General features: G+C 73.1%; 11 protein-coding genes. 1 reads left to right on the forward strand and 10 read right to left on the reverse strand.

Annotation, left to right across the window (positions count from 1 at the left end; translation table 11 throughout):
• The first annotated feature begins 79 nt into the window (after positions 1-79).
• Positions 80-2,245, forward strand: a complete 2,166-nt coding sequence (gene helR / locus ACPWUT_RS12895; protein ID WP_425838262.1) for an RNA polymerase recycling motor ATPase HelR — start codon at positions 80-82, stop codon at positions 2,243-2,245.
• A gap of 115 nt (positions 2,246-2,360) precedes the next feature.
• Here the strand turns inward: helR and ACPWUT_RS12900 are convergent, their stop codons facing one another.
• The 10 genes from ACPWUT_RS12900 to ACPWUT_RS12945 form a co-directional block, all read right to left on the reverse strand.
• On the reverse strand, positions 2,361-3,221 hold the full coding sequence (locus ACPWUT_RS12900; protein WP_425838265.1) for an Fpg/Nei family DNA glycosylase: 861 nt from the start codon (positions 3,219-3,221) through the stop codon (positions 2,361-2,363).
• A gap of 49 nt (positions 3,222-3,270) precedes the next feature.
• Positions 3,271-4,422, reverse strand: a complete 1,152-nt coding sequence (locus ACPWUT_RS12905; RefSeq protein ID WP_425838268.1) for a glycerate kinase — start codon at positions 4,420-4,422, stop codon at positions 3,271-3,273.
• On the reverse strand, positions 4,419-5,459 hold the full coding sequence (locus ACPWUT_RS12910; RefSeq protein ID WP_425838271.1) for a LacI family DNA-binding transcriptional regulator: 1,041 nt from the start codon (positions 5,457-5,459) through the stop codon (positions 4,419-4,421). The genes ACPWUT_RS12905 and ACPWUT_RS12910 overlap by 4 nt, the downstream gene beginning before the upstream one ends.
• Entirely contained in the window at positions 5,456-6,361 is a 906-nt protein-coding gene (locus ACPWUT_RS12915; protein WP_425838274.1) for a sugar phosphate isomerase/epimerase family protein, read from the reverse strand. Before ACPWUT_RS12915 ends, ACPWUT_RS12910 begins: the two co-directional genes overlap by 4 nt.
• A gap of 79 nt (positions 6,362-6,440) precedes the next feature.
• A complete protein-coding gene (locus ACPWUT_RS12920; RefSeq protein ID WP_425838277.1) occupies positions 6,441-7,850 on the reverse strand; it encodes a dihydrodipicolinate synthase family protein in 1,410 nt (469 codons plus the stop codon).
• Between the two features lie 12 nt (positions 7,851-7,862).
• Positions 7,863-8,999: a Gfo/Idh/MocA family protein gene (locus ACPWUT_RS12925; protein WP_425842280.1), complete on the reverse strand. Its 1,137-nt coding sequence runs from the start codon at positions 8,997-8,999 to the stop codon at positions 7,863-7,865.
• A gap of 160 nt (positions 9,000-9,159) precedes the next feature.
• Complete coding sequence (locus ACPWUT_RS12930) at positions 9,160-9,819, reverse strand: hypothetical protein (RefSeq protein ID WP_425838280.1); 660 nt, start codon at positions 9,817-9,819, stop codon at positions 9,160-9,162.
• The gene (locus ACPWUT_RS12935) at positions 9,816-10,733 is read right to left on the reverse strand and encodes a carbohydrate ABC transporter permease (protein ID WP_284530528.1); all 918 of its coding nucleotides are present in this window, start codon (positions 10,731-10,733) and stop codon (positions 9,816-9,818) included. Before ACPWUT_RS12935 ends, ACPWUT_RS12930 begins: the two co-directional genes overlap by 4 nt.
• Positions 10,730-11,722 (reverse strand): carbohydrate ABC transporter permease, encoded by a 993-nt coding sequence (locus tag ACPWUT_RS12940; RefSeq protein WP_284530527.1) that lies wholly within the window; start codon positions 11,720-11,722, stop codon positions 10,730-10,732. The genes ACPWUT_RS12935 and ACPWUT_RS12940 overlap by 4 nt, the downstream gene beginning before the upstream one ends.
• A 39-nt stretch (positions 11,723-11,761) precedes the next feature.
• On the reverse strand, positions 11,762-13,045 hold the full coding sequence (locus tag ACPWUT_RS12945; protein WP_284530525.1) for an ABC transporter substrate-binding protein: 1,284 nt from the start codon (positions 13,043-13,045) through the stop codon (positions 11,762-11,764).
• Positions 13,046-13,166 lie beyond the last annotated feature (121 nt).

Raw genomic sequence — 13,166 nt, forward strand, 5'->3', positions numbered from 1 at the left:
TCGCCCGACCGGGGGCTTGCGGCAAGAGCCCCCCGGCGGCGCATACTGGTCGGCCGTTCCCCGATCGGAGGCTCCCTCGTTGCCCGATGTCTTCGCCCTTCCCGCCCTCCTCGCCGCCAAGTCCGCCCCCGCGCGCATCGGCGCCGACGCCGCACGGTTCGCCGCCATCGCCGCGGCGCTCGATGCCGAGCGGCTCGCCGTGACGTCCCGGCGCGACGAGCTGCGGCGCCGGGCCGCGGCGCACGGCGAGGCGGCCCTGGAGCGCGACCTCGAGATCCACCGCCTCTCGGCGCGACGACGCACCCTCGACCGGTTCGGGGTCGACGCCTGCCTCGGCCGCATCGTGGACGCCGACGGCGCGGCCCTCTACATCGGCCGCTTCGGGGTCACCTCCCCGGACGGCGAGCGCCTGCTCGTGGACTGGCGCACCCCCGCCGCGGAGCCCTTCTTCGCGGCCACCCTCGCCCACCCCCACGGCATCCGCAGCCGCCGACGCTATCGCTGGGCGCACGGGCGCATCGTCGACTACTGGGACGAGGTCTTCGCCGACGGCGACGACGCCGGCCTGTCGCCCGACGACCAGAGCGCGTTCATCGCCAGCCTCGGCGCGAGCCGGTCGGCGCGGATGCGCGACGTGCTCGGGACGATCCAGGCCGATCAGGATGCCGTCATCCGCGCCGACTCCCCGGGGGCGCTCGTCGTCGACGGCGGCCCGGGCACGGGCAAGACCGTCGTCGCCCTGCACCGCGCCGCCTACCTGCAGTACGCGGACCCGCGGATGGGCCCCGGGAAGGGCGGGGTGCTCGTCGTCGGGCCCCACGCGCCCTACCTCTCGTTCGTCGAGGACGTGCTGCCGAGCCTGGGCGAAGAGGGGGTGCGCGTGTGCACGCTGCGCGACCTCGTGGCCGAAGGCGCCGCGGCCGGCGACGAGGTCGATCCCGCCGTCTCGGCGCTGAAGGCCGACGGCCGTCTCGTCGACGCGGTCGAGCCGGCCGTCCGCTGGTACGAGCGTCCGCCGACGGGCGACCTTCTCGTCGAGACGCCCTGGGGCGAGGTCCTCGTGACGGGCGCCGACTGGGCCGATGCGTTCGAGGCGGCGGATCCGGCGCTGACGCACAACGAGGCGCGCGACCAGGTGTGGGCCGAGCTCCTGGATCGCCTCGCAGACCTGCACGGGGATGTCCACGGCGCCGAGGAGGACGACGGCGTCACCGTGGCGCACGTCCGCCGCGCTCTCGCGCGCGACGAGGACCTCGGCCGGACGTTCTCCCGCGCGTGGCCGATCCTCGACCCCGCCCTGGTCGTCGCCGATCTCTACGCGGTGCCGGGCTACCTGCGTCACTGCGCGCCGTGGCTGGACGACGATGCGCGCGCGCTGCTGCAGCGACCTCCCGCCGAACCCGGCGCCGGGCACCCCTGGACGGTCGGCGACCTCCCGCTGCTCGACGCCGCGCGCCGGCGCATCGGCGACCCGGAGGAGGTGCGGACGCGGCGCCGGCGCGAGGCGAGCCTGGCCGCCGAGCGCGAGGTCCGCGCCCGTGTCGTCGACGAGCTCGTCGCCGCCGACGACGGCGACCTCCTGCTGATGTCGATCCTGCGCGGCCAGGACGCGCGGAACTCCCTCGTCGACGAGGCGGCGCTGCCCGCGTCCGATCCCGACGCGCTGGCGGGTCCGTTCGCGCACATCATCGTCGACGAGGCGCAGGAGCTCACCGATGCGCAGTGGCGGATGCTGCTGCAGCGGTGCCCGTCGCGGAGCGTCACCGTGGTCGGCGACCGGGCCCAGGCGCGGGACGGCTTCCCCGAGTCGTGGGAGGAGCGCCTGACGCGCGTGGGCCTCCGGCGCGTGACGCGGGCCTCGCTCACCGTCAACTACCGCACGCCGTCGGAGGTGATGGCGGTCGCCGGGCCGGTGATCCGGGCCGCGCTCCCCGACGCGAACGTGCCGCAGTCGGTGCGCCGCGCCGGCATCCCGGTCCGCGAGGGGGCGGCCGCCGAGCTCGACGGCGTGCTCGCCGCATGGCTCGACGCGCACGCCGAGGGGACCGCGGTCGTGATCGGCGGCGCGCCGACGGCCTCCGTCCCGCGTGTGCGCGTGCTGCCGCCGCCCCTTGTGAAGGGGCTCGAGTTCGACCTCGTCGTCCTCGTCGACCCGGAGCGGTTCGGCGACGGGCTGACGGGCGCGGTCGACCGCTACGTCGCGATGACCCGCTCCACACGCGAACTCGTGGTCCTCCGTTCGTGAGCGCTGCGGCGGCGCCGCGCGCGCGTTGCGCCGAGCCCACCGCTTCGCGCCGAGCACGCCGGATCGCGCCGCGCCGGAGGCGGTGGGCTCGCCGGCAGGGGGTGGGGTCGGCGCGCTACGCCTGGCAGATCGGGCAGAACTGCGCGGCGCCCTTGCTGCCCGGGATGTCCTCGACGAGGCCGCCGCACACGGGACACGGCTCGCCCGTGCGGCCGTGGACGCGCATCGACGCCGCCTTCGCCGCCTTGAGCCCGTCGATCGGGACGGGGAGCCGGTCGGCGAGCGCGTCGGTCAGCACCTCGCGGATCGCCGCGAACAGGCGCGCCCGCTCCCCCGCGTCGAGGGTGCTGGCGTGGGCGAGGGGCGACAGCCGTGCGACGTGGAGGATCTCGTCGGAGTAGGCGTTGCCGATGCCCGCGAGGGACTCCTGCTCCTGCAGCACCGCCTTCAGCTGCTTGCGGCGGCCGTCGACGACCGCCTCGAGGTCGGCGAGGAAGAAGCCGTCGTCGAGCGGATCGGGTCCGAGCTTCGCGATCGCGGGCACGTCGGCGATGTCGTCGACGACCGACAGGCCGAACGACAGCCACGATCCGGCGTCGGTCAGCACGAACGACGCCCCGTCCTCGAGCGTCAGCGCCCCGAGCGGTGCGGCGGCGGGCGGCGCGTCGTCGGCCGCGGGATCGGCGGCGGGATGCTGGTCGTCGGCGGGGTCGGCGGCGGGATCGGCGGCGGGCACCCAGCGCAGCCATCCCGCCCGGCCGAAGCTCACGACGAGCACGGGACCGTCCGTGGCGACGGCGAGGTGCTTGCCGTGGCGACGGACGCCGGTGACGGTGCGACCGGCGAGCTCGGCCAGCGGGCGGTTCCGCGTCTTCAGCGCCCGGAACTCGTCCAGCTCGACGGTGCGGATGCGGCGACCGCGCGTCCGCTCCGCCACGAACCGCGCCAGCACCTCGACCTCGGGCGACTCCGGCATGAGCCCATCCTGCCGCGCGGGGCGACGGGGGTCCACCCGGGTGCGAGGACTACCGCCGGCCGTCGCCGCCGCGGGTGGCGGCCGTCGCGGCGAGCGTGCGCCCCGCCTCGCGGAGCCATCGCGCCGGGTCGGCGAGCGAGGCGGCCGCGTCGCCGGCGCACACGGTCAGCGAGACCACCCCGGCGAAGGCGGAGACGTCGACATGGGCCGCCACCCGGCCCGCCACGAGGGCCACGGGCACCCCCGCCGCCGCCGCACGCTCCGCGACCAGAGACGGGACCTTCCCCGCCGCCGACTGCCCGTCGTAGGACCCCTCGCCCGTGACGACGAGGTCGGCCTCCGCGAGGGCGGCATCGAGGCCGATGAGGGCGGCGACGTCGTCGGCACCGCGACGGAGGTCGGCGCCCCAGGCGGCAAGGGCGAAGCCGGTGCCCCCGGCGGCTCCGGTGCCGGGCGCCCCGGCGTCGAGGCCGTCGGGGCGGTCGAGGGCGACGAGGGCGGCGTAGCGCGCGAGGTCCCGATCCACACGGGCGATGTCCGACGGAGCGAGGCCCTTCTGCGGCCCGAACACCGCCGCCGCACCGGTGGGCCCGAGCAGGGGGTTGGTGACGTCGGTGAGCACCACGGCGCCGCCGCGGGGAAGCGGACGGATGCCGGCGAGGTCGACGTGCGCGACATCGGCGAGCCCCCGGGCACCGGGACGCACGGGCGCACCGGCGGCGTCGACGACGCGGGCGCCGAGGGCGACGAGCAGGCCGACGCCGCCGTCGGTCGACGCCGACGATCCGATGCCGAGCACCAGCCGGTCGACGCCGTGGTCGAGCGCGGCGGCGATCGCCTGCCCGAAGCCGAAGGTGTCGGCGTCCCACGGCCGGCGCTCATCGCCGAGCAGCTCGATCCCGCTCGTCCCGGCGAGCTCGACGACGCCGGTGCCCGCACCGCCGACAGACGACGGGAGGAGGAGCCAGGATGCCGCCACCGGGCGGCCGTGGGGTCCCCGCACCGGCACCGGCATCCGCCGTGCTCCGGGCACCGCGGCGGCGAAAGCCTCCAGCGTCCCCTCCCCGCCGTCGGCCATCGGCCGCAGGCGCAGGTCGGCCGCCGGATCCGCATCGCGCCACCCGTCGGCGAGCGCGGCGGAGGCGGCAGCGGCGCCGATCGATCCCTTGAAGCTGTCGAGCGCCACGACGACGCGCGTCATGACCGCGCGGGCGTGCTCTCGCGCAGCAGCACCTCGAGCCGGAGGGGGTCGTCGGCCGGCTGCCACTGGGCATCCGTCGCGGCGTGGAACGCCTGATATCCGACCTCGTCGAGCGGGATCCGCACCGTGGTGAGCGCCGGCGTGACGTCTCGCCCCGTCGGGATGTCGTCGAAGCCCGCGAGGGCGATGTCCGAGCCGACCTCGCGGCCCGCCTCCCGCAGCGCGGCGAGCGCGCCGATCGCGACGACGTCGCTGATGCCGAAGACGACTGTCCCCGTCTCGACGCCCTCGGCGAGGGCCCGCCTCATGAGCTCGTACCCGGACTCCCGGGTGAAGGTCCCGCGCAGCATCGCCGGGGCGTCTCCGCCGCCCGCGGTGAACCCGTCGACGAAGCCGCCGACGCGGTCGTCGCTGGTGACGGTGCCTTCGGCGGCCGCCAGGACGAGTGCCCGCCGGTAGCCGCGGTCCGCCACGGCGGCGCCGAGAGCCCTCGCCCCGCCCCGGTTGTCGACCGTGATCGAGCGGACGCCGTCCACCCCGCCGCCGAGGACGACGACCCGGCCTCCGGCGGCGGCGAGCATGTCCACCTCGGCCGCGAGTTCGCGGGTGAACTCGGACGCGCTGCGCGAGGCGGCCAGGATGAGCCCGCGCGGGCGCTGCCCCCGGAGGGCGCGGACCAGCCGCACCTCGCGCTCGGGGTCGCGCTCGGTGATCGCGACCGTCACGATGAGGCCCGCCTCGTCGGCTCCGCGGGCGACCCCCGACGCGATCTGGCCGAAGTAGGGGTCGGCGATGTCGGCGACGAGCAGCGCGATGATCGCCGACGTGCCCCGCGCCGTCGCCTGCGCCGACAGGTTGGCGGTGTAGCCCAGGCGCGCGGCGGCGGCCTCGACGCGTTCGCGGTAGGAGTCGGCGACCTTGCGGGTCGAGCCGTTGAGGGCGCGCGACGCGGTGGCCAGCGACACCCCCGCCTCCCGGGCGACGTCGTCGAGGGTGACGGCACCGGCGCGCAGGGTCTCGGGAGCGTCGTCGGTCATGCTCGTGATTCTAGGGCGCCGTCCGCCGCGGCGCGGATGCCCAGGTGGGGCGACACGGCGGCGGCGAATGCGGCCGCGGTCCGGCGCACCGCCTCGGCGGGATCGGTGGCCCAGATGTCCTCGTGGAAGATCTCCACCTCGATGTCGCGGTCGTACCCGGTGGCCATCACGGCGCGCGTGAGGGCGCCGAGGTCGATGACGCCGTCCCCCGGGTAGTGGCGGCTGAGCAGCACGTCGGCGGGCAGCGGCGTCTTCCAGTCGCACACCTGGTAGGTCGCGATGCGCCCCTCCGCGCCGGCGCGGGCGATCGCGTCCAGCACGCCCGGATCCCACCAGATGTGGAACGCGTCGACGGCGGCGCCCACGACGTGCGCGGGGAAGTCCGCGGCGATGTCGAGGGCCTGGCCGAGCGTGGAGACCACGCAGCGGTCGGAGGCGTACATCGGATGCAGCGGCTCGATGGCCAGGGTGACGCCGGCGGCCTCGGCATCCCCGGCCAGCTCCCCGATCGCGTCCCTCACACGGGCGCGGGCGCCGGCCAGGTCGCGCGATCCCTCGGGAAGACCTCCGGCGACGAGCACGAGGACCGCGGTCGAGCCGGGTGCCCCCGCGGCGGCGAGGGTCGCGGCCTCCTCGATCGCGCGCCGATTGTCGTCGAGCGAGGCGCGGCGGGCGGGGCCCTCGGGCATCGTGAAGAATCCGGAACGGCAGTGGGTCGAGAAGCGGAGGCCGGAGGCCGACAGCATCCTCGCCGCGGCGGCGAGCCCCACCTCCTGCACCGGCTCGCGCCACAGGCCGATCGCCTCGATCCCCGCCTCCGCCGTCACGCGCAGGGCGGTGGCGAGGTCGGCGCGCTTGATGGTGGCCTGATTGATCGACAGCCGGGGATCGGCGGTGCTCACGGCATGTCCCACTTTCGGTGGTTTCGGGCGCCCGTGGACCACCGAATGTGGGACGAGGTCTGCGGGATGTGGGACATGCTCACGGGGCGACTCCGTTCAGGCGGAGGAGATCGCTCCAGCGGGAGGCGGCGAGGTCCGGGCGCTCCAGCGCCTGCGAGGCGTTGGCGAGCTCCACGATGCGGGACAGGTGGGGCAGGCTCCGCGCGGAGTGCAGCCCGCCCACCATCTGGAACGCCGCCTGGTGGCCGTTCAGCCACGACAGGAACGCGACGCCCGTCTTGTAGTAGAAGGTCGGCGCGGCGAACACCTGGCGGCTGAGCGCCTCGGTCGGGCCGAGGATGCGGAGATAGCCCGCGGGGTCGCCGGCGTCGAGAGCCTGGATCGCCGCCGAGGCGACCGGCGTGATCGCGGCGAACGCACCGAGGAGCGCGTCCGAGTGCCCCTCGACAGGCGCGGGGACCTCCCCGGTCGTTGAGCGAGCGGAGCGAGACGAAACGCCCGCCACCTCGTCAAGGTCGGGAGCCCCTCCGGTCGTTGAGCGAGCGGAGCGAGACGAAACGCCCGCCACCTCGTCAAGGTCGGGGACCGCTCCGGTCGTTGAGCGAGCGGAGCGAGACGAAACGCCCGCCCCCTCGTCAAGGTCGGGGACCTCTCCGGTCGTTGAGCGAGCGGAGCGAGACGAAACGCCCGCCCCCTCGTCGCCGCCGATGAGGCCGACGTAGTTGAAGTCGTCGCCCGTGAACATCCGCACGCCCTCGGGAAGGCGGGCCCGCACCGACACCTCGGACTCGGCGTCCAGCAGACTCATCTTCACCCCCGCGACGGCGCCCGGGTTCTCGGCGATGATCTCGAGCAGCACGTCGGCCGCTACTCGCCAGTCGGCCGAGCCGAAGTAGCCCTCGAGCGCCGGGTCGAAGGCGGTGCCGAGCCAGTGGAGCACGACCGGCGCCGTCGCGGCGCGCAGCACCTCGCGGTACACGCGGCGGTAGTCGGCGGCGGACTGCGCGGCGCGCGCAAGGTGACGGGAGGCCATGAGCACCGGCCCCGCGCCCTGCTCCTCGGTGAACTCGAGCTGGGCGCGATAGGCGTCGATGACGCGGTCGAGCGCGATGTGCTCCTCGTCGACGTGATCGGTGTTGACCCCGACGACCACCGACCCCCCGGCCTCGCGCGCGACCTCCGCCGAGCGGGCGATGAGCTCGCGGGTCGCGGCGGCATCGAGGCCCATGTTGCGCTGCGCGGTGTCCATCGCGTCGGCGACGCCCAGGCCCCACCCGTACACGTGCCGGCGGAAGGCGAGCGTCGCGTCCCAGTCGATGTCGGCGGGCCGCCCGGGGGTGTTGTCGGCGTGGGCCTTGGGCACCACGTGCGCGGCGGCGTACGCGATCCGGGTGCGCAGCGGCGCCTCCGGCCGCACGAAGCCGGGCGCCTCGCGCAGCGCGACCCGCGTGAGCACGCCGTCGGCCGACAGGAGAGGGAGATCCGTCATGGCGGGCGCCGCTCAGTCCAGGCTCAGCGCGGGCAGCTCGACCTTGCGCCCCTCGGCCGACGACCGGAGCCCGGCTTCGGCCAGCAGCACGCCGCGCGCCCCTGACAGCAGGTCGAAGGGATAGTCGGTGCCGAGGACGTAGGACGCCAGGAACTCCTCCCACTGCTGGCGGAAGCCGTTCTGGAAGACGTCGTTCACCGGCACCTCGGCCCAGTCGGCGTCGTAGTCGTGGTCGTCCGCGAGGTCGGGGTTCCAGACCGGCTTCGGCGTCTGGTTGCGGTGCTGGATCTTCGCACCGAACAGGCCGACCACGGCCGAGCCGTGCGTGCCGTCGACGTGGAACTCGACGAGCTCGTCACGGTTCACGCGGACCGTCCACGACGAGTTGATCTGCGCGACGATCGGGCCCTGCGCGGCGTCGATCTCGAAGACGCCGTACGCCGCGTCCTCGGCGGTCGCGGTGTAGTGCTCGCCGTTCTCGTCCCAGCGGTCGGCGATGTGGATCGCCGCCTGCGCGTAGACGCTCTTCACCTCGCCGAACAGGTTCTCCAGCACGTAGTTCCAGTGCGGGAACATGTCGACGATGATCCCGCCGCCGTCCTCGGCCCGGTAGTTCCAGCTCGGCCGCTGCGCGGGCTGCCAGTCGCCCTCGAACACCCAGTACCCGAACTCGCCGCGCACCGAGAGGATCCGGCCGAAGAAGCCGGAGTCGATGAGGCGCCGGAGCTTCTGGAGTCCCGGCAGGTAGAGCTTGTCGTGCACCACGCCCGTCTTCACGCCCGCGGCGGCCGCGAGCCTGGCGAGCTCGAGCGCCTCGGCGACCGTCTCGGCGGTCGGCTTCTCGGTGTAGATCGTCTTGCCGGCGGCGATCGCCTTGCGCAGCGCCGATGCGCGCGCCTGGGTGACGAGGAAGTCCGCGTAGATCTCCCACCGCGGATCGGCGAGCGCCGCGTCGAGGTCGGTCGTGTAGTCCTCGATGCCGTGCCGGGCCGCGAGCTCGGCCAGCTTGACGGCGCTGCGGCCGACGAGCAGCGGCTTCACGGTCACGCGCGTTCCGTCGGGGAGCTCGATGCCGCCCTGGTCGCGGATCGCGAGGATCGAGCGCACGAGGTGCTGGCGGTAGCCCATGCGGCCCGAGACGCCGTTCATGATGATGCCGATCTCGCGGACCGCGGGCAGGGCGGCGGTCTCGGCGAGGGAGGGGCTGGTGGTCGTCTCTGACACGGTCGTTCCTTCGAGGTTGGTAAGCGCTTTCCGCCTACTCATGATGACATTGGAATGCGCTTTCCGCAACTGAGGGCTGCCGGGGTCAGCGGGCCTGTGCCGCCGCCTCCAGCCGCAGCATCCGGCGCTCGCCGACGGCGACGAGCGCAAAGGCGAGCATTCCGAGCACGGGGATGACGAGCGGCAGGAACTGCCACACGATGGTCGCCGCGAGCCCCAGGGCGGCCACCGTGTACGCGGTCCCGGACGGATCCGCGCGCGCGACGCGCGGCGAGATGCGCAGGAGCGCCCACCAGGGCGTTCCCGGCGACCACAGCGATGCGGCGAGGAGCGTGAGGACGAGCACGGCCGCGCCGACCGCGGCCACGAGCGCGGCGAGCGGCATCCCGCCCGGAAGTCCGCCGCCGGCCAGCAGCACGAGGTCGACGCCGACGATGGCGACGAGGGCGGTCGTCGCCGCGCCCGCACCGAGCGCGCCCGGCATCGCCCGTCGCGCGTCACGGAAGAACTCCGCGGCCGGTGTCGCCTCGGCCGCGAGGAAGCGCCGCAGGTGGGCCGCGCCGGCTGCCACCGCCGCCGGCCAGGTGACGACCGGCAGGCACACGATCGCCATCAGCGCGCCGACCCAGAGCACTTCGCCGAACAGCGCGAACCTCTGCGCGGCGCCCGGCCAGCGCAGCACGCTCCCGTCGGCCTCCGGACGCACCCGGCGGGCTCGGCGGGTCGCCCTGCGTGCGCCGGTCATCCCTTCAGCCCCTGCGTCGAGACGCCCTCCACCAGGAAGCGCTGGAAGACGATGAAGAAGAGCAGGATCGGCAGCAGCGCCAGCACCGACACCGCCACCGTCGCGCCGTAGTCGGAGGTGGAGGTCTGGTCGTTGAAGACGCGCAGTGCCAGCGGCAGCGGGTACAGGTCGGTGGAGTTCAGGTAGAGCAGCGGGCCGAGGAAGTCGTTCCAGCTCCAGATGAACGCGAAGATCGACGCCGTCACGAGCGCCGGCTTGACCAGCGGCAGGATGATCGACCAGTAGATGCGCCCGTGCCCGCAGCCGTCGATGCGCGCCGCCTCGTCCATGTCGCGCGGCAGGGCGCGGATGAACTGCACGATGAGGAACACGAAGAACGCCTCGGTGGCGAGGAACTTGCCCAGCAGCAGCGGCACGAACGTGTCCACCAGATCCAGGTTCCGGTACAGCATGTACTGCGGGATGATCAGCACGTGGAACGGCAGCAGCAGCGTGCCGATCATGATCGCGAACCAGACGCCGCTGCCCCGGAAGCGCACCCGGGCGAACGCGTACGCGGCGAGCGACGCCGAGATCACCGTGCCGATCACCGAGCCGATCGCCAGGATGAACGAGTTCAGGAAGAACTGCCACAGGGGTACCCCGCCGACACCGGCCAGCACCTTGATGTAGTTGTCGATCGTCGGGTCGTCGGGGAGGAAGGACTGGTTCGCGCCGAACTCGGCGGTCGGTTTGAACGAGGCCGAGAACATCCACGCCAGCGGGTACAGGATGATCGCGGTCAGGATCACCATCGCGACGATCCAGAGCGCGGTCTGCCACGTCCTGCGCTTCCCGAAGCGGCGGCGCGGGGGCGTCTTCCCCTTCGGCAGGACGGCCGTGATGGTCTCGAGACCGGGGACGGTGGCGCTCATCGGTTGTCTCCCGCGTAGTGCACCCACGAGTTCGAGGTGCGGAACATGACGAAGGCGATCAGGGCGACGACGATGAGCAGCGCCCACGCCATGGCCGAGGCGTAGCCCATCTGGCTGTTCGTGAACGCTCGCGTGTAGAGGTACACGGTGTAGAAGTTGGTGGCGCCGGCCGGCCCGCCCGTGCCGGAGCCGATGATGTAGGCCGACGCGAAGATCTGGAACGCGTGGATCATCTCCAGCAGCAGGTTGAAGAAGATGACGGGCGAGAGCATCGGGAGGGTGACGCTGCGGAACTTGCGGAACGGGCCGGCGCCGTCGACCGACGCGGCCTCGTAGAGCTCCTGGGGAACCTGCTTGAGACCCGCGAGGAAGATGACCATCGGGGCGCCGAACTGCCAGACGGCCAGCAGGATCATCATCGGGAGGATGAGGGCCGGCACGCCGACCCAGCCGCCGATGTCGATGCCGAAGAGGCTCAGCGAGCTGTCGACCGGACCCCCGGTGGAGAACATGGCGCGCCAGACGATCGCGATGCTGACGCTCGCGCCGATGAGGGACGGCGCGTAGAAGGCCGAGCGGAAGAACCCGGTGCCCCGGCTGCGGTAGTTGAGCAGCATCGCGACTCCGAGGGCCGCGGCGAGCTTGATCGGGGTGCCGACGACGACGTAGAGGAGCGTGATGCGGACCGAGTCCCACCACACGTCGTCCTGCAGCATCCGCTCGAAGTTGCCGAGGCCGATCCACTTCGGCGGCGTGAAGATGTTGTAGTTCGTGAACGCGAGGTACAGCGAGAAGAGCATCGGACCTGCCGTCAGCAGGAAGAACCCGATGAGCCATGGCGAGAGGAAGAGGTACCCCGCGGCGTCCTCGCGCCGCTGCAGGCTCCCGCGGCGGCGGGGGGCACCTCCCGCCCGGCGGGTGTCCGCCGGGCGGGAGGCCGGTTCGGCCGTCTGACGGCGCGCGGTGGTCGCGACCGAATCCGTTGCCATGATCACTCCTTGCTCGCCTGCGTGCTCGACTGCGGGCGCTCAGCCCTGCAGGACGACGTTCGCCTCGTCGAAGAACTGCTTGACGGCATCGTCCACGCTGATCGCGCCGAGACCCAGCGCCTTGCCGAGGTCCCAGAACTTCTGCTCGAGCGCGCCGTACCCGACGACGGGCACGGGCGGAGCGTCGCCGATGCGGTCGGCGACCGCGTCGAGGTAGTCCGCGACCTGCTTGTCCGCCCCCTCCAGCACCGCGCCCGCGAGCTTCGACGAGGACGCCGGGAAGCCGAGGGTCGTGCCGAAGATCTCGCCGGCCTTCTCGCTGTTGACGACGTAGTCGAGGAAGATCGCCGCGGCCTCGGGGTGCTCGGTGGTGGCCGAGATCGCCATCTGCAGCCCGGCCTGGCGGTAGAGGTCCTTCGAGCCCGGCTGGGCCGTCGGGGGCGCGACGAGCGAGATGGACGAGGCGCCCGAGTCGGCGAGGTAGCCGCCGAGGAAGTTGCTCCAGCTGGTCTCGCTGGCCGTCAGGTTGCCGCCGAAGCCGGACTTCGGGGTGATCTCCTCGAGCTTGCTCTGCGGCACCGTGATGCCGTCGCGCGCCTCGGCACCCGACTCCCAGAACGCCTTCAGCTCGTCCTCGGTGAAGCCGAGCTCCCCGTCCTCGGTGTAGAGGTTCTTGCCCTCGGCGCGCAGGACGAGCTCGAAGGTCTGGATGCGCTGGGTGACGTCGGTGCCGCCGTACACCGTGCCGCCGGTCTTCTCGGTCACGTCGGCCATCCACGCGGTGAAGTCCTCGAAGGAGGTTCCTCCCTCGGGCGCCGTGAGGCCGTTGGCGGCGATGATGTCGTCGTTGACGAAGTTCGCCCAGGCGCTGTAGCCCGTCGGCAGGGAGTACTGCGTGCCGTTCAGCTGCCCCGTGCCGAGCAGCGCCTCGTCGAAGGTGTCGAAGTCGATGTAGTCCGCGACGGTGGCGAGATCCAGGACGTAGCCGGGCTCGCCATACTGGCGGAGGTAGCTGTCCGAGAACTGCCACACGTCGGGCAGGCCGCCGCCGGCCGCCTCGGTCTGCCGCTTCTCCCAGTAGCTCGGGAAGTCGGTGAACTGCCCGTTGATCGTGATGTTGGGGTATTCCTCGTTGAAGGCGGCGATGAGCGCCTCGTATCGGGCGGCGCGGTCGTCGTTGCCCCACCACGTGAAGTTCAGGGTGACCTTCTCGTCCGGATCGAACGACGACGCCGGCTCGCTGGTGCCGGCGCAGCCGGCCAGGGCGAGGGCGGCGCCGGTCGCGACGGCGACGGCGGCCAGGGCCCGCTTGGTGCTGAACATCCTTGTCCTCTCTTCGAACGTCCGTGTTCCGAGTGTGCTGCGGACGCTCGTTGTCCGTGTGTGCGGTGAGCGCTGTCTGATGCATCGGGAAAGCGCTTGCCGGTTACCGTACTACGCGTTG

This window comes from Microbacterium sp. PA5, assembly GCF_049860775.1.
Taxonomy (GTDB): domain Bacteria; phylum Actinomycetota; class Actinomycetes; order Actinomycetales; family Microbacteriaceae; genus Microbacterium.